General features: G+C 66.2%; 20 protein-coding genes and 1 pseudogene. 15 read left to right on the top strand and 6 right to left on the bottom strand.

The window, feature by feature from the left end; translation table 11 throughout:
• Nucleotides 1–185: 185 nt before the first annotated feature.
• Together MUH00_RS08055 and MUH00_RS08050 are read right to left on the bottom strand one after the other, a co-directional pair.
• Complete coding sequence (locus MUH00_RS08055; RefSeq protein ID WP_247003581.1) at nt 186–3833, bottom strand: DNA polymerase II large subunit; 3648 nt, start codon at nt 3831–3833, stop codon at nt 186–188.
• A gap of 1 nt (nt 3834) precedes the next feature.
• The gene (locus MUH00_RS08050) at nt 3835–4299 is read right to left on the bottom strand and encodes a PPC domain-containing DNA-binding protein (RefSeq protein ID WP_247003580.1); all 465 of its coding nucleotides are present in this window, start codon (nt 4297–4299) and stop codon (nt 3835–3837) included.
• A gap of 190 nt (nt 4300–4489) precedes the next feature.
• Between MUH00_RS08050 and MUH00_RS08045 the strand changes: the two genes are divergently transcribed.
• From MUH00_RS08045 to MUH00_RS08020, 6 genes are all read left to right on the top strand, one after another.
• Complete coding sequence (locus tag MUH00_RS08045) at nt 4490–6094, top strand: ABC transporter substrate-binding protein (protein ID WP_247003579.1); 1605 nt, start codon at nt 4490–4492, stop codon at nt 6092–6094.
• Between the two features lie 186 nt (nt 6095–6280).
• On the top strand, nt 6281–7279 hold the full coding sequence (locus MUH00_RS08040) for an ABC transporter permease (protein ID WP_247003578.1): 999 nt from the start codon (nt 6281–6283) through the stop codon (nt 7277–7279).
• A 23-nt stretch (nt 7280–7302) separates the two neighbouring features.
• Nucleotides 7303–8328 (top strand): ABC transporter permease, encoded by a 1026-nt coding sequence (locus tag MUH00_RS08035; protein ID WP_247003577.1) that lies wholly within the window; start codon nt 7303–7305, stop codon nt 8326–8328.
• Nucleotides 8329–8337: 9 nt separating this feature from the next.
• On the top strand, nt 8338–9597 hold the full coding sequence (locus MUH00_RS08030; protein WP_247003576.1) for an ABC transporter ATP-binding protein: 1260 nt from the start codon (nt 8338–8340) through the stop codon (nt 9595–9597).
• Between the two features lie 28 nt (nt 9598–9625).
• Nucleotides 9626–10933: an ABC transporter ATP-binding protein gene (locus tag MUH00_RS08025; RefSeq protein WP_247003919.1), complete on the top strand. Its 1308-nt coding sequence runs from the start codon at nt 9626–9628 to the stop codon at nt 10931–10933.
• Nucleotides 10934–11195: 262 nt separating this feature from the next.
• Nucleotides 11196–11351, top strand: coding sequence for a hypothetical protein (locus tag MUH00_RS08020; protein ID WP_247003575.1), 156 nt, complete (start codon nt 11196–11198; stop codon nt 11349–11351).
• Between the two features lie 172 nt (nt 11352–11523).
• Here MUH00_RS08020 and MUH00_RS08015 read toward each other — a convergent pair whose 3' ends face one another.
• From MUH00_RS08015 to MUH00_RS08005, 3 genes are all read right to left on the bottom strand, one after another.
• On the bottom strand, nt 11524–12294 hold the full coding sequence (locus MUH00_RS08015) for a class I SAM-dependent methyltransferase (protein ID WP_247003574.1): 771 nt from the start codon (nt 12292–12294) through the stop codon (nt 11524–11526).
• A 67-nt stretch (nt 12295–12361) separates the two neighbouring features.
• A complete protein-coding gene (locus MUH00_RS08010) occupies nt 12362–12877 on the bottom strand; it encodes a DUF7974 family protein (RefSeq protein WP_247003573.1) in 516 nt (171 codons plus the stop codon).
• A gap of 134 nt (nt 12878–13011) precedes the next feature.
• The gene (locus MUH00_RS08005; RefSeq protein WP_425603046.1) at nt 13012–13173 is read right to left on the bottom strand and encodes a DUF7556 family protein; all 162 of its coding nucleotides are present in this window, start codon (nt 13171–13173) and stop codon (nt 13012–13014) included.
• Between the two features lie 324 nt (nt 13174–13497).
• Between MUH00_RS08005 and MUH00_RS08000 the strand changes: the two genes are divergently transcribed.
• The 7 genes from MUH00_RS08000 (at nt 13498) to MUH00_RS07970 (ending at nt 20385) form a co-directional block, all read left to right on the top strand.
• The gene (locus tag MUH00_RS08000; RefSeq protein WP_247003572.1) at nt 13498–14349 is read left to right on the top strand and encodes a CBS domain-containing protein; all 852 of its coding nucleotides are present in this window, start codon (nt 13498–13500) and stop codon (nt 14347–14349) included.
• Complete coding sequence (gene glyS, locus MUH00_RS07995) at nt 14342–16114, top strand: glycine--tRNA ligase (protein ID WP_247003571.1); 1773 nt, start codon at nt 14342–14344, stop codon at nt 16112–16114. Before MUH00_RS08000 ends, glyS begins: the two co-directional genes overlap by 8 nt.
• A 291-nt stretch (nt 16115–16405) precedes the next feature.
• On the top strand, nt 16406–16819 hold the full coding sequence (locus tag MUH00_RS07990) for a DoxX family protein (protein WP_247003570.1): 414 nt from the start codon (nt 16406–16408) through the stop codon (nt 16817–16819).
• A gap of 124 nt (nt 16820–16943) precedes the next feature.
• Nucleotides 16944–17939, top strand: coding sequence for an acetamidase/formamidase family protein (locus tag MUH00_RS07985; RefSeq protein ID WP_247003569.1), 996 nt, complete (start codon nt 16944–16946; stop codon nt 17937–17939).
• A gap of 234 nt (nt 17940–18173) precedes the next feature.
• A complete protein-coding gene (locus MUH00_RS07980) occupies nt 18174–19316 on the top strand; it encodes a bacterio-opsin activator domain-containing protein (RefSeq protein WP_247003568.1) in 1143 nt (380 codons plus the stop codon).
• 47 nt (nt 19317–19363) lie between these two features.
• Entirely contained in the window at nt 19364–19702 is a 339-nt protein-coding gene (locus tag MUH00_RS07975) for a HalOD1 output domain-containing protein (protein WP_247003567.1), read from the top strand.
• A 92-nt stretch (nt 19703–19794) separates the two neighbouring features.
• Nucleotides 19795–20385 (top strand): diacylglycerol/polyprenol kinase family protein, encoded by a 591-nt coding sequence (locus MUH00_RS07970; RefSeq protein ID WP_247003566.1) that lies wholly within the window; start codon nt 19795–19797, stop codon nt 20383–20385.
• Nucleotide 20386: 1 nt separating this feature from the next.
• Here MUH00_RS07970 and MUH00_RS07965 read toward each other — a convergent pair whose 3' ends face one another.
• Nucleotides 20387–21034, bottom strand: coding sequence for an ABC transporter permease subunit (locus MUH00_RS07965; RefSeq protein ID WP_247003565.1), 648 nt, complete (start codon nt 21032–21034; stop codon nt 20387–20389).
• On the opposite strand from MUH00_RS07965, the pseudogene MUH00_RS23160 reads away from it, so the two are divergent.
• Nucleotides 20961–21415, top strand: a pseudogene (locus MUH00_RS23160) (nucleotidyltransferase domain-containing protein). The gene MUH00_RS07965 and the pseudogene MUH00_RS23160 overlap by 74 nt on opposite strands.
• A gap of 114 nt (nt 21416–21529) precedes the next feature.
• A complete protein-coding gene (locus MUH00_RS07955) occupies nt 21530–24007 on the top strand; it encodes a DEAD/DEAH box helicase (protein ID WP_247003563.1) in 2478 nt (825 codons plus the stop codon).
• Nucleotides 24008–24029 lie beyond the last annotated feature (22 nt).

Below are 24029 nucleotides of genomic sequence, written 5' to 3'. Positions count from 1 at the left end.
TCTCCACCGCGAATTATAACGGTTCCCGAGTCGTTGAGAAATAGAATCGGCGGTCAGGAGGGAGGACCCCCAGTCCGAGAGAGTAGCGATCGCGACGTCGCTCGAACCGAGTAATGGATCAATACGGTCGGCGGCGAGCAGCCCCCGATCCCGCGAAGGCGACGCCGATTGCTCGTCGATGGCGATCACATGAAGTCCTCGATGCCCGATTGCTTGTTTTTGTCGTTTTCGAAGATGCTCTCGAGCGATCGCTCCAGGACCTCTAACCGCTGTTTCGTGTAGGAGCGACAGTCGTACTCCTCGGCGACCTGGATCGCCGTCTGCATGTACTTGTTCACCGATCCCTTGTGGACGGTGAGGTTGACCCGACCGCCGCACTCCCGGCAGGTTTCGGTCAGCGGCATCCGACGGAACTTCTCGCCGCAGTCGAGACACCGGGTTTCCTGGCGCGAGAACGCCCGGAGATTGCCGATCAGGTCCGGCAAGAAGTGGTACTCGATCACCCGCTCGGCGACGTCGGTCTCGTCGACCGCCGCGAGTTTCCGCGAGAGTTCGAGTTGCGCGTCCATCTTGTCCATCATCGAGCCGAGGGTCTTGTACGCCGAGAGGTCGGGACCCATCGCGATGTCCGTCGTGTCGTGGGTGTGCTCGAAGCCGGTGTATTCGTCGTCGGTGCCGAGGGTGTCCTCGGCGATCCGGACGTCCACTTCCCCGGGATCGGCCATCTCGCGAGTAGCGAGGTAGAACTCGCGGGGGTACCGCGAGACGATGTCCATGTTGTGGGCCTCGTCGTCGATCTCGGACGGGTCGATCCGGGAGGACATGACCAAGGGCGCGTCCATTTTTCCCCCTCGTTTATCTGGCAAGAATTTGATGCTAAAGTTCAATAGGCCGTCGAGAAGGAGCATCACGCAATCCTCGTCACCGTCGCAATTCCGGCGTTTTGCGGCGTGAAAGTACGGATGCGCGTATCCGACCGCCGCGCTCGTGAATCCGATCACTCTCCCGATAGTTGCGGCGCTCGTGTGGGGTGCCATCCCGAAAACCAGTTCGCCGACGAGTTCCTGCCGATCGTCGATCTCGTAGAACGGTTCGAGGCCGTAGTAGCTCTCCAAGAGGTCGTCGATGAAGTCCGCCGTCTGCATCATGTGCTCGGCGGCGCCGTCGGAGAGGACGATATCCTGGACCTTCAGTTCGACCAGCTGGTCCTCGTGGGCGAGCGGTTCGCCGTGGACGTCCTCATCGTAGCCGAGCGCCTGCAATTGACCGACGTCGACGTCCAGTTCGCTCGCCCGGACGGCCGTCACGGGAAGGTCGGTCATGTCGTACCGAACGGTGCCGTCCTTGAACGCGCTCACGTCGTGTTTCGCGCGTAAGACCCCCTTCTCGATCGGTTCGGGGATCTTGGTCGTCGAAGTCAGCCCCTTTACGCCTTTGAGGATCTCGAAGGCGTTCTCCCGCTCGCCGACGGCCTCCAGGGCGTCTCGGTACTCCTCGTGGACGTCGATCTCGCGGATCTCGACGCAGGTGGCCTCGCGCTCGCAGCGATCGCACTCGACGCGGCCCGCCTCGTCGGGTTCGACCCGCTGGTCGCAGTCGGGACAGCGGTAGTCGGGCGCGGTCCGCTGGTCGCAGTCGGGACAGCGGTTCTTGAACGTCTCCGTGCCGCACCGTCCACAGCGCTGGCGGCCGATCTGCACCTCGATGACGCCGGGCGTGTCCGACATCGTCTCGGCGTGTTTGGCCGCGTCGGCGACATTTCGCTGGGCGCCGCCGGCCTCGCCGATCGGGAACAGCGTGTGCACCGGCGGACTCAGGTCCCGGCGTTCGGACTTCTCGGGCCGGCCCATCCGGTTACCGATCCGAGTGGGGGCGCGCTCGCGGACCGGAAACGGGGCGACCTCGTTGACCGCCTCGATTGCGTTATCACCGTCGTCCTCGTGTCCCCAGGTGCGGGCGCGCTCGGAGAGGTCGTCGTCGGCCCAGGTGCGGACGAGTTCGATCGCCCCGGCACCCGGGTCGGGGCCCTCGCCCTCGGCGTCGACCTCGGCCCGCGCGCCGTCGGTCGCGGTCCGACGGATCTCGCAGCCGAGCGATCGCACGAACGGTCCCCAGTCGTCGATCTCGATGCGGCCCTCGCCCTCGCGCTGGCGGTGTTCGATGACGATCGCCTCGAGCGCCTCGCGGGTGGCGTCGGCGTAGTCGAGCACGAGCGTCGTGCCCTCGCCGTCGACCCCGTCCTCGATCCGTCCGTCGGCGACGGTCGCCGCGAGGTCGCAGAAGGCCTCGACGGAGATGTCGTGCCAGAGGTAGGTGTACTCGGGGTGTAAGGGCGCGTCGTACTCGCGGGCCCATTCGAGGGCGCGATCGGCGGGCGGAAACTCGAGGTTGACGTGCGGATCGTCCTCGAGCGCCTGGACGTCCGCGCCGGCCGCGTCGAGGTCCTGGACCCACCACTCGTAGGTGTAGGAAGCGGGCGCGAGCGGGTGGTTGTTCTCGACGAACTCGCCGTAGTTGACGAGGTACTCGCCGAGGTCCAAGATCTTCTCGACGCCGTTTCTGATCTCTACGGCGTTCTCGGGGTCGTCGATCCGCCGGACGTCGCCGTTGGCGAGTTTGACGGTCGGCCCCTCGATCGAGTCGACGGGGACGACGCCGGCCGCTTTCCCCGGTCGCTCGGTCTTGATCTGGGTACCCGTCGCGAGGAAGTCATCGACCAGGTGCATCGCGGCGGGATGGACCCCCGCGGTCGCGAAGCCGTGGTTGCGCGCCCGGCCGTAGCGCAGACGGAAGCCGCCCTCCGCGCAGGGATGCGAGAAGACCGGCCGACCGGCGATCAGGTCCCGGAGGAATTTCTTCGATTCGCCGACGCGCGGCGGCCCCTCGGACTCGACGGCCGACTCCGCGTCGTCTTCGGCCTCCCCGTCCGTTTCGGCGGGCGCTTCGTCCTCGTCGGCGTCGTCGCCGGACTCCGCGTCGTCTTCCGCGTCGTCGTAGTAGGTGCCGTCGATGAGATCCTGGAGCCACGGCCAGTCGATCTCGTCTAAGTTCCGAGTGTAGCGCTGGATCTTCGGCGCCTTGAGCGCGATCCCCTCGGCCATGACGAGACACATCCCGCCGCGGGCGCTGTTGGTGTCGACCCGTTCTAAGTCGCGGAAGCCGGAGACCTCCTCGTCGCCCGTCGCCTCGCCGTCCAGCATGATCGGCATGTGCTTGGCGATGAACTTCGTCTCCTTGTCCTTGGGCGTGTACTGCAGGCCGGTCTCCTTGTCGTAGAGGGCGACCTCCTCGGCGTAGCGTTCGATCTCCTCCTGGCGGGCGTCGTACTGCTCGATGCCGACGAGCGCGCGGGTGTAGTCCGCGACCAGCACGGACAGCGCCTGCGCGGTCCCGCCCGCGGAACGGATCGGTCCGGCGTAGTAGACGTTGACGAACTCCGTTCCGTCGTCGTTTTCTACGATCTCGACCTTGTCGATCCCCTCGATCGGCGCGGCGACGACGCCCTCGGTCAGCAGGGCGACCGCGGTTCGAACGGCGCCTTCGACCTTGCCGGCTTTCGTCTCGTAGTCGCCGACCCGACCCTCGGCGAAGTCCTTCGCGAGTTCGAGGGCGGCCTCCTCGCGGGACATTTCTCCTTCCAATTCGCGGACGCGCTCGGCGACCCCCTCGATCCCGAGGATGTTCTCGACCCGATCGGCCATGTCCTTGGCGACGGGAATCTCGACCTCGGGTTTCGGATCCGCGCTGCCCTCCTTCGCGCGTTCGGCGACGTCGAACGCCTCGTCGAGTTGGGATTCGAGGCGTTCGAAGTACCGCCGGTCTGCCTCGCGCATGTCAGAGCCAGAGGTCGAGTTCGGTGGTCTCGTCGTACTCGCGTTCCAGGCCCTCCTCGAAGACCCGCATGTACACCTCGCCCGCCCAAACCGTCGCCTCGTTCAGGTGGCCCGCGTATGTCGTGCCCGCGTCGTCGGAGAGGACCGCGTGCGTGTGCGCGAAGCGATCGTCGTCGTCGGACTGCGTCCGACTGCTCGAGGAGCTTTGCTCCTCGCTGTTCAGCCACGAGACGTTGCCCACGCAACTGGCGACCTCGAGTGGCTCGTCGAATTCGATCGGATAGTACTCGCAGTCGTCCTGGTCGTAAAACCACAGTTCGGCGTCCTGGACCGCACCGAGCGCGGTAAACCACGCGGCGTCGGCCTCGACTTCGTTCGCGAGCGACTCGATCTCGGCTCGCCAGTCGGCGCCCGTCTCGAGGCGAGCGACGTACTCCGATTCGGTCTCGACCGCGCGATAGTTCATATCACCCATCTGTGTGCCCCGATAGAAAAAGACCACCGTTCGTGGGCGATCCATGCGATCAATGTACAGGTCAGGGCCCCGAAAACGGCGCGCTCTGGCCGGTATTGACAGTATTATCGGACGGTAAGAATGGCTTTGCGAACAGTACCCACTCGATACCAAAATACGCCGATTGGGACTAGATAGCAGGATGGGACCCAATCAGCTCACCGCCACACGACGGCGGCTTCTTGCGTCAGGTGCAGCGGTCAGTGCAGCCGCGATCGGCGGCTGTATCGGTGGGGACGGAGGTCCGGGTGCCGACGGCCAACACCTCGACTACACACAGGAGGTGAGTCCCGACGGCGACTTCGATCCGGTCGTCACGTTCGACGCTTACAGCGCCCAGATCGTCAACCTCGTCTTCGACGGGTTGTACGAGTACGACTTCACCCTCAAACCCCAGCCGAAACTCGCAGCCGGCGAGCCCGAAGAGGAACGCGACGGCCAGCGATACATCGTCGAACTCGTCGACGGCGCGACGTTCCACAACGGCGATCCCGTCACCGCCGAGGACGTCGTCCACACGTTGACCGCGCCGGTCGAGGAGGAGACCCAGAACATGCCGACCTACGAGATGGTCGACGTCGAGAACACCCAGCCGGTCGACGAGCAAACCGCTCAGATCGACCTCGCGTACCCGTACGGCGCGTTCACCGAGCTTCAGCTGGTTTCCTCGATCGTCAACGCGGAGGTCCGACAGAACGATCCCGACGCGTACAACACCGATCCAGTCGGCTCCGGGCCGTTCACGTTCAAAGAGTGGGCGTCCGACGAGTACGTCGAGATCGAACGCTGGGGCGACTACTGGGACGAACCGACGCCCGAGCTCGAGTCCGTCCGCTTCGAGGCGGCGGAGGACGACGCCGGCCGCGTCTCCCAGATTCTCGCGGGCGACACGGACGCGATCGCGACCGTCCCGCCGGATGACTGGGACAACCTCGATAGCGAAAACGGCGTCGAGGTGTACCGGACCGAGAGCCCCTCGTACATGTACGTCGCATTCAACTGTAACGAGGGCGGAACGACCGATCAGGACGTCCGACGGGGGGTCGCACACGCGTTCTCGCTGGACGAGTTCGTCAACCAGAACCTCGGGGAGAGCGCGATTCCGCTTGAGTCACCGATCCCGCCGCTCGTCGACAACCTCGGCTGGGAGTTCCCGATGGACGAGTGGGCCGAGACGGCGCCGGGGTACGATCCGGACCGGGCGCAGGAACTGCTCGACGGGGCCGCGCCGGACGACTGGAACCCGACGATCATCGTCCCACCGGACGACATTCGGATCGCGTTGGGCGAGTTGATCGCTTCCCGGCTGGACGAACTCGGGTACAACGCGGAGGTCCAGAGTCTGGACTTCGCGACCCTCGGCGAGACGTACGTCACCGGCAACGCCGACGACTACGAGATGTACATCCTGGGCTGGACCGGCGGCCCCGACCCGGACGTCTACCTGTACAACCTGTTCCACGAGGATAACGAGGGCATCTCGCAGGGCCACTTCTACGAGGGGAGCGGCGACTTCCACGACAACATCCTCGAAGCCCGTGAGACCGTCGATCAGGAGCAACGCCGCGAGCTGTACATCAACGTCATCGACGAGATCGTCGAGCAGGTGCCGGTGTTGCCGGCGTACTCGCCGCACAACACGATGGCGGCCCAGAGCTACGTCCAGAACGTCCAAGCGCACCCGGCAGTCGCGTACAACCCGCGGCTCGTCTCGGAGGAGACCAACGTCTCCATCGAGGAACAGTAACGACCGACCGAGGACCGCCGCGGCGAGTCTCCGATCCGGCTCGCCGTCGGCGACGGAACCCGCGACGTCGATCGGAACCGCGAGTTCGGCGCCGATCGCGACGGCGACGAAAACAGCGGTCGTCGCCGCGGCTCCGAGGCCGCAGGCGATCGACGACCGACGACCACACATCGACCGCAACCGACCATGGGACTGCTCAGATACACCGCCTTCCGGCTCGTACAGGCGATCCCCGTCCTGATCGGGATCTCCGTGATCACGTTCGCCCTCGTAAACTTAGCGCCCGGCGACCCCGTCCAGCTGATGGTCCAGGGCCAGCAGGTCAACGAGGAGCTCATCAGGTCGCTCGAAGCGCGGTACGGGCTCGATCAACCGCTCCACGTCCGCTACTGGAACTACATGACCGGACTCGCGCAGGGCGACCTCGGCCACAGCATCCACCGCGATCGGCCGGTCGCCGACCTCATGCTCGAACGCGCCGGACCGACGCTGCTGCTGGTGCTGTCGGCGTACGCGTTCGCGCTCGTGACGGCCATTCCCCTCGGCGTGATCGCGGCGAAGCGCCGAAACAAGCCGTCGGATCACGTCTCGCGGATCGTCGCGCTGATCGGCGTCTCGACGCCGTCGTTCTGGATCGGGATCATGCTGATCATCGTCTTCGCGGTCGAGCTCGGCGTTCTGCCCTCGGCGGGACTGGTATACCCGTGGCAACCGCCGGAGGCAGCGGGGTACGACAACCACATCCAGCTCTGGATCGCGTCGATCAAGCACTTGTTACTGCCGATGATCGCGCTGGGAACGCTCCAGATGGCGACGCTGATGCGCGTCGAGCGAACGCAGATGATCGAGTCGCTGCAAGAGGAGTACGTCAAGCTCGCCCGCGCTTACGGGGTCCCCGAGCGAACGATCCTCCGCAAGCACGCGTTCCGATCGGCCCAGCTGCCGATTATCACGATCGTCGGCCTCAACTTATCGACCGCGCTCGGCGGCGCCGTGCTGATCGAGACGGTCTTCGCGATCAACGGGATGGGGCGGCTGTTCATCGAGTCGATCCAGCAGCTCGATTACCAGCTCGTGATGGGGATCACGATGGTGCTCGGGTTCATCTTCGTGGTCGGCGTCGTCATCACGGACATCTCGTACGCGTACATCGATCCGCGGGTAACCTACGGAGAGCGCGAGTAACGATGACACGGAGGACCTAACCGATGGCTACCACCGAATCACAACTCGGCGACCAGGAACCGGGCGCCGGCTCGGAGGGAGAGACGGCCGACGAGGAGGTCGAAACCCGCGTCGGCTGGCGGTACACCCTCTCGAAGATCGCACAGGACACGACCGCACTCTTCGGCCTCATTATCGTCGCCCTCGTCCTCCTCACCGCGACGTTCGTCGCCGTCGACAGCAACCTCTCGCGGCTCACGCTCGGCGCAATGCCGGATTACGCCGTGGCGGAGGCGCTGCCGATCTTTGACCACCCGACGAGAATTCCGCCGCCGGGGGAGGGCACGCCGAACCAGCCGCCGGCGTTCGTCGACGGCGGGACGCTTTCGCACCCGCTGGGTACCGATCCACAGGGGCGGGACTACTTCACCCGTATCGTCTACGGCTCGAAGGTGTCGGTCAGCGTCGGCATCTTCTCGACCGCGATCGGCCTCGTCGGCGGCACGATCGTCGGCGCGGTATCGGGCTATTACGGCGGCCGCATCGACGACGCGCTGATGCGGGCCGTCGAGACGCTGTACGCGATCCCGCCGCTGGTGCTGATCATCGTCTTCATCGTCTTCGTCAGCGGCGGCAGCCCGGACATCCGCTACGCCGTGATCGGCGTCGGGATCACCTTCATCCCGGTGTTCGCCCGGATCATCCGGAGTCGCGTGCTGTCGGTCCGCGAGATGGACTACATCGAAGCCGCCCGCGCGGCGGGCGTGAAAGACCGCGAGATCATCCGCAGGCACGTCATCCCGAACAGCTTCGCGCCCGTGATGGTGTACGCGACCCTCCAGATCGGCGTGACGATCCTGATCGTCGCCGGCCTCTCGTTTCTGGGCTACGGCGCCCAGCCGCCGACGCCCGACTGGGGCGAGATGCTCCGGATCGCCCACGGCCGGTACATGCACTCGAACATCTGGCTGTCGATCTGGCCCGGCGCGGCGATCCTCGTCACCATCATGGGCTTTAACCTGTTCGGCGACGGGCTGCAGGACGCGCTGGACCCGCGAATCGAGGACTGATACGCTACTATGAGCTCCGAACCACTCCTCCGCGTCGAAAACCTCAAAACCCAGTTCTTCACCGAGAGCGGCACCGTCCGCGCCGTCGACGGCATCTCGTTCGAGGTCCACGAGGGCGAGATCGTCGGCCTCGTCGGCGAGAGCGGCGCCGGCAAGAGCGTCGCCTCGATGAGCCTGCTGCGGCTCGTCGAGAGCCCCGGCGAGATCGTCGGCGGCACGATCGAGTACAAGGGCGAGACGATCTTCGCCCTCGAAGAGGACGCCGACGGCGAGTTGCGCGAGCACCCGGACATGCTCTCGGAGTCCGAGATGCGCGATCGCATCCGGGGCCGGGAGATCGCGGTGATCTTCCAGGACCCGATGGAGTCGCTCAATCCCGTGTTTACCGTGGGCGGCCAGCTCCGGGAGTTCATCGAACTCAACCGGGACCTGCCGAAAGACGAGGCGAAAGCGGAGGCGATCGGCATGCTCCGCGAGGTCGGCATCCCCGATCCCGAGGAACGGTACGAGGAGTACCCCCACCAGTTCTCCGGCGGGATGCGCCAGCGGGTGCTGATCGCGATGGCGCTGGCCTGTGAGCCGAACCTGATCATCGCCGACGAGCCGACGACGGCGTTAGACGTCACCGTCGAGGGGCAGATCATCGACCTCGTCGACGACCTTCAGAAGCGGTACGACACGAGCTTCATCTGGGTCACCCACGACATGGGCGTCGTCGCGGAGATCTGCGATCGGGTGAACGTGATGTACCTCGGCGAGATCGTCGAACAGGCGCCGGTGGACGAGCTGTTCTACGACACCAAACACCCCTACACCGAAGCCCTGCTGAACTCGATGCCCCGCCCCGATCGGGCGACCGACCTCGAGCCGATCGAGGGCGTGATGCCGGAGGCGATCAATCCGCCGTCGGGCTGTCGGTTTCATCCACGCTGCCCGGACGCCAGGGAGGTCTGTACGCGCGTGCACCCGGAGACGCGGGAGGTCGATCGGGCCGACGGCCATCCCCACCGCGCCGCCTGCGTGAAACACGAGGCGTTCGACGTGGGCTACGACGAGAGCGTCCCGCTGGAGGCGGGCGACGAGGCCGCGACGAAAGTCGGCGAGACGGGGACCGAGGTGGGCTCCGAATCGGACTCGTCGGTCGAGGAAGGCGCCGCGTCGACGGACGGCGGGGCCGATTCGGATACCGAAACCGAAGCCGACGGGGCCGCGGCGGACGAGAGACCGACGACGGACCGCGATCGTGACGGGGGTGAACGCCGTGAGTAAACCGGACGACCCGATCGGCTTCGGCGACATGGACCTCGATGCGGGCGAGACGCTGCTCGAGGTCGACGGCCTCACTAAGCACTTCCAGTCCGACTCCGGCCTGTTCGCGTCGGTCAACGTCGAATCCGATCGGTTCCCGCCGGTGAGCTTCGGCATCGATCGCGTGAAAGCCGTCGACGACGTCTCCTTCGAGATCGAGATGGGGGAGACGCTGGGGCTCGTCGGCGAGTCCGGCTGCGGGAAGAGCACGCTCGGGCGAACGATCCTTCGGCTGCTCGATCCGACCGACGGAACGATCCGGTTCAAGGGCGAGGACCTGGCCGAACTGAGCGGCGAGGAACTCCGGCGGAAGCGATCGGAGATCCAGATGATCTTCCAGGACCCGCAGTCGTCGCTGGACCCGCGGATGAAGGTCGGTCAGATCATCGAGGAGCCGATGCGCGCCCACGGGATGTTCGACGACGAGGGCCGGGAGGCGCGGGCGAAGGAACTGCTCGAGAAGGTCGGTCTCGATCCGCGCCACTACAACCGGTACCCGCACGCCTTTTCGGGGGGGCAGCGCCAGCGGATCAACCTCGCGCGGGCGCTGTCGGTCGACCCCGACTTCGTCGTCTGCGACGAACCCGTCTCCGCGCTCGACGTCTCCATCCAGGCGCAGGTGCTGAACACGATGGAGGAACTCCAGGAGGAGTTCGGCCTCACCTACCTCTTCATCGCCCACGACCTCTCTGTGATCCGCCAGATCTCCGATCGGGTCGCGGTGATGTACCTCGGCCACGTCGTCGAACTCGCCGAGACGGAGGAGGTGTTCGAGAACCCCCAACACCCGTACACGCGCGCCCTGCTCGAATCGATCCCCGTCCCCGATCCGCGAGCGACGGGGGCGCGCGGCGTGCTCGAGGGCGAGGTGCCGAGTCCGATCGACCCGCCCTCCGGATGCCGGTTCCGGACGCGATGCCCGCGGCTGATCGCGCCCGGCGAGTACGACTGGACGGACGAGGAGTGGGAGCGGACGCGGGCGTTCATGCGGGCGGTCAAGCGACGGACGTTCGAGCCGATGCCGGCCGCCGAGGTGAAAGCGGAGTTCTTCGACGGCGACCTCCCCCGGGGCGAGCCGGGGGCGATCGTCGACGACGCGATTGGGTTGATCGCGTCCGATCGCGACCGCCGCGAGGAGGAGGCGGCGGCCGACGAGGTCGGCTGGGAAGAAGCGACGGACCTGCTCCTCGAGTCGTTCGCCGAACGGAGCATCTGCGCGCGCGAGCGGCCGGCCTACCACGTCGAGTCGGAGTACGGCAGCGGCGATCACTTCGCGGCGTGTCACCTCCACCGATAGCCGGGACCCGCGATCGGCGGGAGTCGTGGCCGACGCAGAGGACGATCGCCGGCGATCGAATTCGCGTCCGACGGGTCGAATCCGCGCGCGATATCGGCCGCTTCGCGCGAAAACTCGAACGGTCAACCCGACCGAATGTCGTTTCGGGACGGGGATTTTGACCGTTCGTGTGACTCGTTCACTCATCGATTATCAACCATTACACAACGTGGAGAATCATCGCAAAAATGCTTAAGGCGGTCGGGCAACTATTTACTCGTGTATGAGTAAGACACTGACCATCCTGGCAGCCCACACCCGAATCGGCGCGAAAGTACAGCGAACGATCGAGCACTCGCCCGAGTTCTCGGGCGTCCAGCGGAGCGAAACCGGCCGCCCGGAGCGGCAGGTCGCGCCCGGCGGCTTCCTCACCGGATGATCGGACGGCGAGATTTGGACGGAGCGGATGCCGACCGTTCTTCGCTCGACGAAGAAGATCTGCGGCGGATCGAACGCGGGCGCCGATCCCGGCGGTCGGCCGCCCCTGCTTTTCGACTCGAACCTGACCGACGCTTCGAAACTCGACGGGAGGCGATCCAAACCGGACGCGGTCACGCCGATCGCGTGGAGCAGATCAACGCCTTGTAGTTCGCGAACGATCGAACGCGACCGTTCTCGACGCGAATCTCGAAGAACGATCGCGCGTCCTCGGGCGCGTTCAACAGCACGCGTTCGACGCGCTCCCGGCGTTCGGCATCGAGCGACTGCGCCCGCACCCAGGGCTCGAATTCGAGCCGTTTTTTACGGTGTTCGACGGTCTCGACGGCGAACCCGTGCTCCCGGAGCCACGCGCACCACCGCTCCGTCGGGTGCGATTCGACGTGCGTCGGATCGCGCGTCCGTTCGACGCGATCGATGAACTCGCCGAGGTCGGTCGGTTCGGGCGCGACGTTGTCCTCGAACGCGAACGTCCCGCCCGGTCGGATCACGCGGGCGACCGACGCGACGAACGCCCGCGGATCGGGGAAGTGGTGAGCCGCGATCCGACAGGTGACGGCGTCGAAGGAGCCCGCGTCGAACGGCAGGCGCTCCGCGTCGGCGACGACGCCTTCGACCCCGTCGAACTCGGTGACGGCGGTTTCGACCATCGCCGGCGACGCGTCGGCGGCGACGACGGACCGAACGCCGGCGGCGGCGGCGACAGCACCGGCCGTGTGTCCGGCGCCCGTCGCGACGTCGAGCGCCGTCTCCGCGTCCCGACACCACTCGGCGAGTCGCTCGAGATCTCCTCCGGTCCGGTGGACGTCGCTCGCGAGGTACTCCGCCGTCGCGGCCCCGAACGAGGCTGCCGTTTCCCGCTTCTCGTCCGATCCATCGGTCATCGAATGGAGTTTCGCCCCGGTCCGCATAAACGCGCGGGGTCGACGGCGTCGGCCGACGCCGACCGCGCTACTCGATCTCGATCGTCGTCGAATCGCTCGCCCGGTACCGGCGCTCGTGCGTGGCGACGAACGCCCGGATCTCGTACTCGCCGGGATCGGGGAGGACGGACTCGCGGCGGGTCCCGCCCCGCGCGCGCTCCAGTCGACCGTGCCAGGTGAACGCGACCCGTTTGCGCTCGCCGGCGCGAAAGCGAAACGCCGACGGTCGGGGCCGCGTGTACCGGCGCTCGTCGGTCGCCTTGAGTTCGCCGTCGATCGTCCAGCCCCAGCGGCGTTGTCGGGGCGTCGGGATTTCGATCGGGACCGGCAACCGATTCTTGAAGTCGACGGTGATCTCGACCGGTTCGCCCCGCTCGTACCGATCCCTGTCCGTCCCGATCGCGACGGCGACGGCACGGCGAGCGAGCGCCGCCGGGACGAGCGAGGCGGCGCCAGTCGCGACGATCGATCGATCGTCGGCCCCGAGGCCGAACCCGTCGTCCGCGTTCGTTCCCGCGCGACTGCGCGGACGAGAACTCACCATGGGACGTGATCTCACCGTTGTCGTACTAAAGCGTATCCCGAAACCGCGAAACGGGCAGCCCGGCGGTCCAGTTCCCGGCGGGTCCGTCCGCGATCGTCCGCAGTCGCCCGCGTCCGGCCCTTCCCCTCGCCCCCTTACCGCATGGCTACGAGCGTCGGCGCGTCGTCGGCTTCCATCGAAAGCCACGCTCCGTCTGCTGAGATATCGGCAATGACGTACTCGGCGCTCGAATCCGTCCCGTCGATCGAGCCGACGACCGTGTCGTCAGCGGACATGGTGTGGGGGTTTGGCACCATGTGTGTAACTGACTACCACCCACATATAAACTCGTCGAATTGGACTATCCCGTATCTCGACGCGTCGACGATCGACAGTCGTTGCGTTACGGCTCTATTTGCGCGTTTTCGAGGCTGAAACGGTCGAGGATACCACGAGATTCCCTGGCGCTGTCGGCGTCCGTGGTTTGCGTCAATCCTCGGCCTCTCACGCCCGCGATCGGCGCTGCGTCGGGCCTCATTGGAGGATTCGCCCTGCTCGTCCTCCGACCCGTTTCTCGTCCACGACGCGATCGGCCGCGCGAAGCACTGGGTTTATACTTATTTTCGCCCTACCGTGGAGACATGAACGTAGCTGACGCGATGACACCTCGCGAGGACGTGGTGACCGCCGAACTGCCGGGTACCCGATCGGACGTCCTCGAGTACCTGCAAGAGCGGTCGTTCTCGTCCGTTCCGGTCATCAAATCGACCGGCGACGGCCCCGAGTACAGAGGACTGATCTCGCGGGAGACCCTGATCGACCAGCCCGACGAGGACCAGTTAGTGATGCTGATGGAGGAGGTGCCGACCACCACGGCCGAGACGGCACTCGACGACCTCGCGCGGTTGATGGTCGAGGAGGGCGCGCGCCGCGTCCCCGTCGTGGACGGGGAGTTCGAGGGAATCGTCACGGTGACGGACGTGATCCACGCGATCGCGACGGGCGATCAGGAGACCGACGGCACCGTCGAGGCCTACGCCAGCGAGAACGTGAACACGACCTACGAGGGCGCGCCCCTGACCGTCGCCGAGCGAGAACTCTCCTACGCGAACGTCCCGTACACGGTCGCGCTGGACGGCGACGGCAGGATGAGCGGCGTCCTGACGGAGGTCGACATCATCGACGTCGCGCGCATCGTCGAGGGAGAGGAGGAGACGGGCGACAACTTCGGCGACCAGGACGACGAGTGGTCCTGGGAGGGGATCAAGGCCGTCGGCAGCCGCTACCTCCCGACGCGAGATATCGAGATCCCGAACAAGCCGGTTCGGGAGTTCATGAGCGACGATGTGGTGACCGCCTCGAGCCAGACGTCGATTCAGGACGCCGCACAGCGGATGATCAGCAACGACATCGAGCAGATTCCGATGGTCACGGGCGAGGACCTGGTCGGCATCGTCTGTGACGTCGACCTCCTGGAGGCGCTCTATGAGTGACCAACGAACGACGCCGCGGAGCGCGGACGAGGCGACGAGCGAGAAACTGGTCGAACTGGCCAAGCGGCGGGGCTACTTCTTCCAGTCCAGCGGCGCCTACGGCGGCGTCGGCGGCTTCTACACCTTCGGTCCGCAGGGCGCCGCGCTGAAGGGCAACGTCGAGGACGCCTGGCGCGATCGGTTCGCCGTCGCCGAGGGCAACATGGAGATCGACGCCCCGACGATCATGCCCGAACCCGTCTTCGAGGCCTCGGGCCACCTGGACACCTTCGACGACATGCTCGTCGAGTGTCCGGAGTGCGGCGAGAGCCACCGCGCGGACCACGTCGTCGAGGACAACACCGAGTACGAGGACGCCGAGAGCCTCCCCATCCCCGAGGTCGAGGAGGTCATCGCCGAGTACGAACTCGTCTGCCCGAACTGCGGTGCGGGACTCGCGGGCCAGGCCGTCGAGGCGTTCAACCTCATGTTCGCGACGAACATCGGCCCCGGCGACTCCCAGCCCGGCTACCTCCGCCCCGAGACGGCCCAGGGTATCTTCGTCGAGTTCCCGCGCCTGAAGGAGTACGCCCGCAACCAGCTTCCCTTCGGCGTCACCCAGATCGGCCGCGCGTATCGGAACGAGATCAGCCCCCGCCGATCGATCATTCGCACGCGCGAGTTCACTCAGGCCGAACTCGAGTACTTCATCGATCCCGAAACCGACGAGCCCGACCTCTCGGCGGTCGAAGACGTCGAGGTCACGCTGTACCCCGCGAGCGAGCAGCAGGCCGACGACGGCGAGGAGATCCAGACGACGATCGGCGCGGCCGTCGAGGAGGAGATCATTGGCAGTCCGTGGGTCGCGTACTTCCTCGGCGTCGCCAAGCCGTGGTACGAGTCGGTCGGCGTCGACATGGACCGGTTCCGGTTCCGCCAGCACCTCTCGGGCGAGCGCGCCCACTACGCCGCGGACTGCTGGGACGCCGAGGGCGAGATCGACGGCAACTGGATCGAACTCGCCGGCTTCGCCTACCGCAGCGACTACGACCTCTCGAAGCACGCCGAACACTCCGACGATCGGTTCACGATCTTCACGCAGTACGACGAACCGAAGACGGTCGAGCGCGCCGCGGTCGACCCCGACATGAGCTACCTGGGTCCCGAGTTCGGCGGCGACGCCCAAGCCGTCGTGTCGGAGCTCGAGGCGCTCGCGGCCCGCGATCGATCGGCCTTTGACGGCGACACCGTCGACGTCGACCTCGACGGCGAGACTCACGAACTCCCCGTCGAGAAAACCGGCTTCGCCGTCGAGGAACGGACGGAGGCGGGCGAGCACGTCGTCCCCCACGTCGTCGAACCCTCCTTCGGCGTCGATCGACTCGTCTACACGGTCCTGCATCACGCCTACCGCGAGGACGAGGTCGACGGCGAGGAGCGCACCTTCCTGCAACTCGATCCCGAGGTCGCGCCCACATTCGTCGGCGTCTTCCCGCTCCAAAGCGACGGCGACCTCGAAGACGAGGCGCGGGCGATCGCCGCGGAACTGCGCGAGGCCGGCCTGTCGGTCGCGTACGACGACTCGGGCAACATCGGCCGCCGCTACCGCCGCCAGGACGAGGTCGGCACGCCGTTCTGCGTCACGGTGGATTACGAAAGCCTCGAAGACGAGGCCGTCACCGTGCGCGAGCGCGACTCGACCGACCAGAAGCGACTCCCGATCGAGGACCTGCCGGAGACGCTGTCGGCGCTTCGCGCCGGCGAGTTCGCGTTCGAGGATCTGTAGTCCGCCACGCCCCAGTTTTCGTCAGCGGGTCCGGATCGGTGCGAGCCCCGATCGGCACACCCGTTTTGACCGGCACTTGTCACGGAGACGTACTAAGCGCAGGAATCATCTCAGGAAAGTTAGGGCAATCGTTCACGGATTTCGAGGGACGACGGCGTCACCCGCTAACCCGGGTGTCCGGGAACAGACATATAGGTTCGAATTCGAACGACGTAACGTGACGCAACCAGCTATCGAAATGATACGGATCGAATCGCGCAGAGACACCCTCGAAACGGGAGTGAGCGCCTGATGTTCGGGCCCACGGGCGCCGACGTCGCGTTCCTGCTCGCCCGCGTCCTCTTCGGCGGCGTGCTCGCGTTCACGGGGCTGAACCACTTCACGGATACGGACGCAATGGCCGACTACGCCGAGTTCAAGGGGCTTCCGGCGCCGCGCGCCGCTGTGCTGGCGAGCGGCGGCCTGCTCGTCTTCGGCGGCCTCTCGATCGTCCTCGGCGTCTTCCCGGCGATCGGCGCCGGCGCCCTAGCCGTCTTCCTGCTCGTCTCGGGGGTCACGATGCACGACTTCTGGGCGGTCGACGAGGAGGAGACGCAAGACGAGATGACTCACTTCCTGAAGAACGTTTACGGCGCCGCCGGGGCGCTGGCGTTCCTCGCCGTCGCGAGCGCGCCGTGGCCCTACGCGATCAACGTCGGCCTGTAACTCGGTACGATCGCGCATTCGGTCGATCAGTGGGCGAAACCTGACGACGCCTCGACCGTCGGTGACACCGCTCCTCGACGGGGGCAGCGTTTTATTTCGCGGCCGTCGTACGTACCACGATCACATGTCGAGTGAGAAGCGAGACGACGCGGTGGATCACCGGATCGACGCCGAAGATGATACCGTTCACAGCGCGTGGGATAATGGGCTCGAGCCGGTGCGGACGATCGAACCGGGCGATGTCGTTCGCGCGTCGTGCAGAGACGCGACGAACGGGCAACTCGATCCCGACTCGACGGCCGCGGACGTTCCGGATCTGGACATCGACCCCGTGCATGCGCTGACCGGCCCGATCGCGGTCGACGGCGCTCGACCGGGCGACGTCCTCCAGGTCGAACTGCTCGACGTCGAGCACGAAGGCTGGGGGTACACGGCCGTCCTTCCGGGGGCCATGGATCTCGGGATCCTGGCGGACGAGTTTCCGGAGCCGGCGCTCCACGTCTGGGACCTCGACGGCGACGTCGGTCGCTTCGTGAACGGGATCGAGGTTCCGCTGAACCCGTTCCCCGGCATCGTCGGCGTCGCACCCGCGGCGGACGGCGCTCACAGCACGTTCCCGCCGCGGTCGGTCGGCGGAAACATGGACGTCAAGCACCTCACGGCGGGCTCGACGCTGTACCTTCCCGTCGCGGTCGCGGACGCACTGCTCAGTATCGGCGACTGCCACGCCGCCCAAGGAGACGGCGAGGTCTGCGGGACCGGCATCGAGGCGCCGATGACGGTCACGTTCCGGGTCGACGTCCGTTCGGACCTATCGATCGAGCAGCCACAGTTCGAAACCGCCGGCCCGTTCACGCCGACCGGGCGGGACGAGCAGATGTACGGGACGACGGGGATCGCCGACGACATGATGGAGGCGGCCAGACTGGCCGTCCGACACATGGTCGATCACCTGCACGACGAGCGCGGACTGCGGCGGAGCGAGGCCTACATCCTGTGTTCGGCGGCGGTCGATCTGAAAATCAGCGAAGCGGTCAACGCTCCGAACTGGGTCGTCTCCGCGTACCTTCCGGAGCGCATCTTCCCCCAGGAGCGCCGTCGACCGACCGCAAGCGAGTGAGTAGCACCCAATCGGAGCCGGGACAGTTCGGTTCGGCTCCCGGTGGAACACACTTATTCGTCGGCGGCCTACCGGTGACATGGATCGCCCTCGGTTCGATGGACCGTCGTCCGATCGGCGCACCGAAGCGGCGTTCGGGATCGCTCGCGTAGATGCACGACACTCGACGCACCGGAGTCGGGACAGCGATCGGTTCGAAGTCGATCGGCGCCGTGTCGGGCGGGTGGTGCGACGATGACCGACCCGATGCCGGGTGACCTTCGAGACGACGAGACTGCCGAACGTCCTGCGGACCGGCCCACGGGCACGCCCCCCGAAGCGGTCGCTCGGCGCATCTTCGACGCGAGTCCGGGCAGCACCGTCGTGGTCAATCCGGCGGGAGCGATCGTCTTCGCGAACGAGCGCGCGTCGGAAACGCTCGGCCTGTCGCGCGAGCGGCTCACCGGCCGAGCGTACGACCCGTCCGAGTGGACCATCTACCACGACGACGGGACGCCCGTTTCCGAGGACCAACATCCCGTCACGCGCGCCCTCGAAACGGGCGAGCCCGAGTACGAATTCGAACACTGGATCGAACTGCCGGACGGATCCGAGCGGTGGCTGTCGACCAGCGCGGCGCCCGTGCTGGACGAGGCGGGAGCGGTCGAGTACGTCGTCGTCTCGTTCGAGGACGTGACGGCCTTGAAGCGACGCGAAAAACGGCTGACCAGCGATCACGTCCGACGTCTCGAGTTTCGCGCGGACCAGTCCGCGGTCCCGCCGTCGCTTCGCGTCGACGGCGGCGAGACGCGGGTCGAGGTCGACTCGGTCGTCTCGCTGCCGGACGAAACGGCGGTCCAGTACATGGGGACGTCGGATCTCTCCGCGAGCGACTTCGTCACCGCCGTCGAAGAGGTTCCCCACTATCTCGACGCCCGATTGCTCAGTTCGATCGAGGGGTACAGTCGAATCGAAGCCCACGCGGAGTCGGAGACGGTGGCGCAGGTGTTCACGCTGTTCGGCGGCCGCCCCCGAGAAATCATCATCGCTCCCGACGAAGTCAGGTTCCTCGGCGAGCTTCCGGGGGACGTCGATCCCCGGCTGGCCGCGGACGGGATTCGGCGATTTCACCCCGACGTCGAACTGGTATCCGAAGAACTCGTCTACTCCCCACACCTGTTGTACGACGTCGTCGCAGACGCGCTCACCGATCGACAGTTCGCAGCGCTCGACGCCGCGTACTTCGGCGGCTACTTCGACACGCCGCGGACCAGCACCGGCGACGAACTCGCGGATCGGTTCGGCGTCACGCGCCAGACGTTCAACCAGCACCTCCGTAAGGCCCAACGAACCGTCTTCCGTCACCTCTTCGAGAAGTCCGGCGCTGATGCACGTTGACTGGTCAGCGTCCCCTCTTACCACGACGACTCGAGTACCGAGGGACAATGAGCGAGTACACGACCCACTTCGATTCCACCTCCGTTCAGTTGTCCGGTGATGACAGCGTGGGTTACGATCCCACCACGGGAACGTTCCACACCCAGTTCGACGCGGACGGCGACTCGAATTCGATCGTCGTCGCGATCGTCGACACAGTGGCGACCGTCACGAACAGCGATCCGATCTCCCTGCCGCCGCTTTTCGCGACCGTCGATCCCGAGGCGCTCGCCGCCCTCGTAACGTCGGCTCGGGAGGGACCCATCGAAGTGAATTTTTCGTACGAAGACTGTCGAGTGACCGTTTCGAGCCACGGAACCGTCGTCGTCGAGCCGCCGGGGGCGTGACGGTTCGATCTCGGTGACGGGGTCTCCCGCCGATCGAACGTCGCCAGCGGTAACCGACGGACTCAAGGGATCGTCTTTCGAGATGTTCGGTGATGGCCGACGAATTGAAGCGACGACTGGTACACGCGAGTGGATCTGGACTGGTCGCCCTCTATCTGCTCGCGAACTGGTTCGATCTCGGTCTCACCTGGCGACGGTTTCAGGTTCTGATGGTGGTCCTCGCGCTCGGAGCGATCGGTCTCGAGTTCCTCCGACTGCGCGTCGGCCTCGACTGGTCGATCTACGACAAACTGACCCGGGAGTACGAACAGGACCAGTTCGCCGGCTACGGCTACTACATGGTCAGCATGACGATCGTCGTGCTGCTCTTTCCCGACGTGGTCGCCCTCCCCGCAATGTTGATGCTCGCGATCGGCGACCCGATCAGCGGCGCGGTCTCGGACGACACGCTCAAGCGGTTTAAGGGGCCGAAAGTGTTCGGCACGATGTTCGTCGTGAGCGCCGCGCTCGCCGCACCCTTTCTCTCCGAGCACCCCCTCGCCGTCGTCGCCGCCGCGCTCGGCGCGACGATCGCCGACGGCGTGACGCTCTCGATCGGCGAGTACATCGTCGACGACAACCTGACGATCCCGATCTACGCCGGCGTGCTCGCCTGGCTTGCGATCGAGTTCGGGCCCGTCTGAGCTAGAGGTCGGTCGCCCGGAACCGCCAGTAACCGACCCCCATCGCGGCGGCGATCCACCCGCCGAGCACGACGAGTGCGAACGCCGGTTCCTGATAGACCGCCGGCTCTGACGGCGGACTGACGAACGTCGCCGGGTTGAGGTCGGGGAACAGCCCCGAGAGCAGGTGCGTGTAGGCGGCGACCGGATTCAGCGCCGACACGAACGGTACCCACTCCGGCGTCGTCTCGGGGAACGAAAAGCCGTGCCGGACGTACAGGGCGGTCTGCGGGATCGAATCCCACAGCTGGAAGTAACAGAGAACGAAGACCCCGAACGCGGCGACCGTCGCCCGCGTCGTCGTTCGAACGACGGCCGAGATGGCGACGGCGAGGGCGGTACAGGTAACGCCGAACAGGGCAAGCACTATCGCGACACCGACGAGTCTGGTCGGGTCGACCGTCACGCCCAGCACCAGGCCGACCGGCACGGCGACGAGCATCGAGGCGACGACCGCCGTCGAAATGATGATGCTCCGGCCGAGGAACGTTCCGAGGACGACCTCGCGCCGGGAGAGCGGCAACCCGAGGACGACGGTGAGCGCACCGCTCGTTCGCCGCTCGACGATCGTCGACGCGAACGACGACTGCGACGCGACGTGGGCGCTCACCGGAAGCACGAGTTTCGCGCTCCAGGGCGTTCCGCTGACGCCGAACGATATCGACGGCCAGGCGACCGAAGAGGGCGCGTATGCGATCGAAGCCGCGTTTTCGGAGCGGGTCGTCGACCGGTCTCGTTCTCGGAGTCGGCGGCGATCCGATCGCACTTCGGGGCGCTCGATCTCGACGGCGTTCGGGTCGAGATCATGGGCGCGCTCCAGAAGCGCCGGAACGACGGCACGTGGGAGGAACCGATCGACGTGACCGACCACCGAACGGTCGTCGACGGGGTTGGTATTCCTGTCCTCTCGCTCGACTACGAAACGCGGGCGTACGAGCGGTTGGGTCGATCGGAACGAGTGGCCCTGCTGTCGGAGTACAGCGACTGGTAATACGGCGATCGGCGGTCGTTCGCGGGGCCGCCGCTCCGATCCGTCACCGATCGTGATAGTACTTTCACCGCGGTACGGGAACCCTTATTCCGAGCGCTCTCGAACCCTGCCGCAATGGCAGCGACGGACGAGGACGGGAGCCAGCCGACGATCGAGCATCCGCTGCTCGCACCCGACTTCCTCGAGCGCCGACTCTACCAGTTGAAACTCGCCGGAACGGCCGCGAACCACCACACGCTCGTCTGTCTTCCGACGGGGTTGGGGAAGACGACCGTGAGCCTGCTCGTGACGGCGCGGCGCCTCGACGAGGTCGGCGGGAAGTCGCTGATGCTCGCCCCCACGAAGCCGCTCGTCCAGCAGCACGCGGACTTCTACCGCGAAGCGTTGCAGATCTCGGACGAGGAGATCGTCGTCTTCACGGGCGACGTCAGCCCGGACGATCGGGCCGAACTGTGGGACGAGGCGACGGTCGTGATGGCCACGCCGCAGGTGATCGAGAACGATCTGGTGGGGAGCCGGCTCTCGCTGGCCGACGTCACGCACGTCACGTTCGACGAGTGTCACCGAGCGACCGGCGACTACGCGTACAACTACATCGCCGAGCGCTACCACGCCGACGCCCGCGAGCCGCTCGTGACGGGCATGTCGGCCTCCCCCGGCGGCGACGAGGAGGCGATCCTCGAAGTCTGTGAAAACCTCGGCCTCCAGGAAGTCGAGGTGATGACCGAGGAGGACGCCGACGTCTCGGAGTTCACTCACGACACCGACGTCGAGTGGGAGCGCATCGACCTCCCCGACGAGGTGCTGGAGATCCGGGACGCGCTGAACGAGGTGATCAAAGACCGCCTGGAGAAGCTAAAAGAGCTCGGAGTGGCCAAATCGACTCAGCCCGACCAGTCCCAGAAGGACTTGAACCGGATGCGCGCGGAACTCCAGCAACTGATCAACAACGACCAGTCGGAGGGGTTCAAGGGGATGTCCGTCCACGCGGAGGTGATGAAGCTCCGCCAGGCCGTCACCCTCGTCGAAACGCAGAGCGTCGAGGCGCTGCGACGGTACTTCGATCGCCAGCGCAACCAGGCCCGATCGTCCGGCGCCTCGAAGGCCAGCCAGCGAATGGTCTCCGACCCGCGGGTTCGCGAGGCCATGCGAAACGCCGAGAACTTCGACGAGTTGCACCCGAAGTACCGCAAGGCGCGGATGCTCCTCGCCGAGACCCTGGGCCTCGACGGCGGCGATCGCGTCATCGTCTTCACCGAGTCCCGCGACACGGCGGAGGCGCTGACGGACTTCCTCTCGGAGAGCTTCGACGCGAAACGGTTCGTCGGCCAGGGCGATCGCGAGGGCTCCGACGGGATGACCCAGAAGCAACAACAGGAAGTGCTCGACGACTTCCGGGCCGGCGAGTTCGAGGTCCTCGTCTCGACGTCCGTCGCCGAGGAGGGCCTGGACGTGCCGGAGGTCGACCTCGTCCTGTTCTACGAACCCGTTCCGACAGCGATCCGATCGATCCAGCGCAAGGGTCGGACGGGCCGCCAGTCCGAGGGTCGCGTCGTCGTCCTCATGGCCGAGGACACCCGCGACGAGGCGTACTTCTGGATCTCCCGCCGCCGCGAGAAGGAGATGGAGTCGGAACTGCGCGAACTGAAGGGGATGGCCGACGAGATCGAGCAGGAACTCGACGCCGCCCAGCAGTCGCTCGCCGCGTTCGATACCGGAGCGGAAGTAGAGAGCAACGGTGGGAAATCGCACGACGGAAACGAGTATTCCAGCGGAAACGAGGGGGTTTCGAATCAACCCGGGTTGCAGGAGTTCGGAAGTTCTCACTCGGAATCGGGTACCGACGTGGACGGCGGACCGAACGACGGAGCGGACCAGGACGGCGAAGCTGTCGAGGATGACGGGGACGTCGAGACGCCCGTCCCGCACGCCGAGGGCGATGCGGTCGAGATCGTCGCCGACCAGCGCGAGATGGACGCCAACATCGCTCGCGACCTCTCGCGTCGCGAGGAGATCGAGGTTCGCCTCGAGACGCTGGACGTGGGCGACTACGTCTGCTCCGATCGGGTCGTCGTCGAGCGCAAGTCTGTCGCGGACTTCGTCGACTCGCTCGTCGGGAGCGACCGATCGATCTTCGAGCAGGTCGGCGCGATGGCACGGCACTACTCGCGGCCGATCGTGGTCGTCGAGGGCGACGGGCTGTACGAACAGCGGGACGTCCACCCGAACGCGGTACGCGGGGCGCTGTCGAGCCTGGCGGTCGACTTCGGCGCGAGCCTCCTCCGAACCGAGGACGAGGCGGACACCACCGAACTGCTCGCGGTGATCGCCGGCCGCGAACAGGAGTTGAGCGATCGGGAGGTGTCGGTCCACGGCGAGAAGCAGTCGAAGACGCTGGCCGAACAGCAGGAGTACGTCGTCTCCTCGATCGCCGAGATCGGTCCCGTGACGGCGCGATCGCTGCTCGAAGAGTTCGGCACCGTCGAGGCGGTGATGATCGCGACCGAAGGGGAGCTACAGGAGGCTGACGGCGTCGGGCAGGTGACCGCCGAGCGGATTCGCGACGTGATCGGTAGCGAGTACATCGGCTAGCGACGACCGGTTTCGCGGCGAC

The sequence above is a fragment of the Halosolutus gelatinilyticus genome (genome assembly GCF_023028105.1).
GTDB classification, from domain to species: domain Archaea; phylum Halobacteriota; class Halobacteria; order Halobacteriales; family Natrialbaceae; genus Halosolutus; species Halosolutus gelatinilyticus.
Note: the sequence above shows the minus strand (reverse complement) of the source record. Positions and strands in the feature narration are given on the sequence as shown.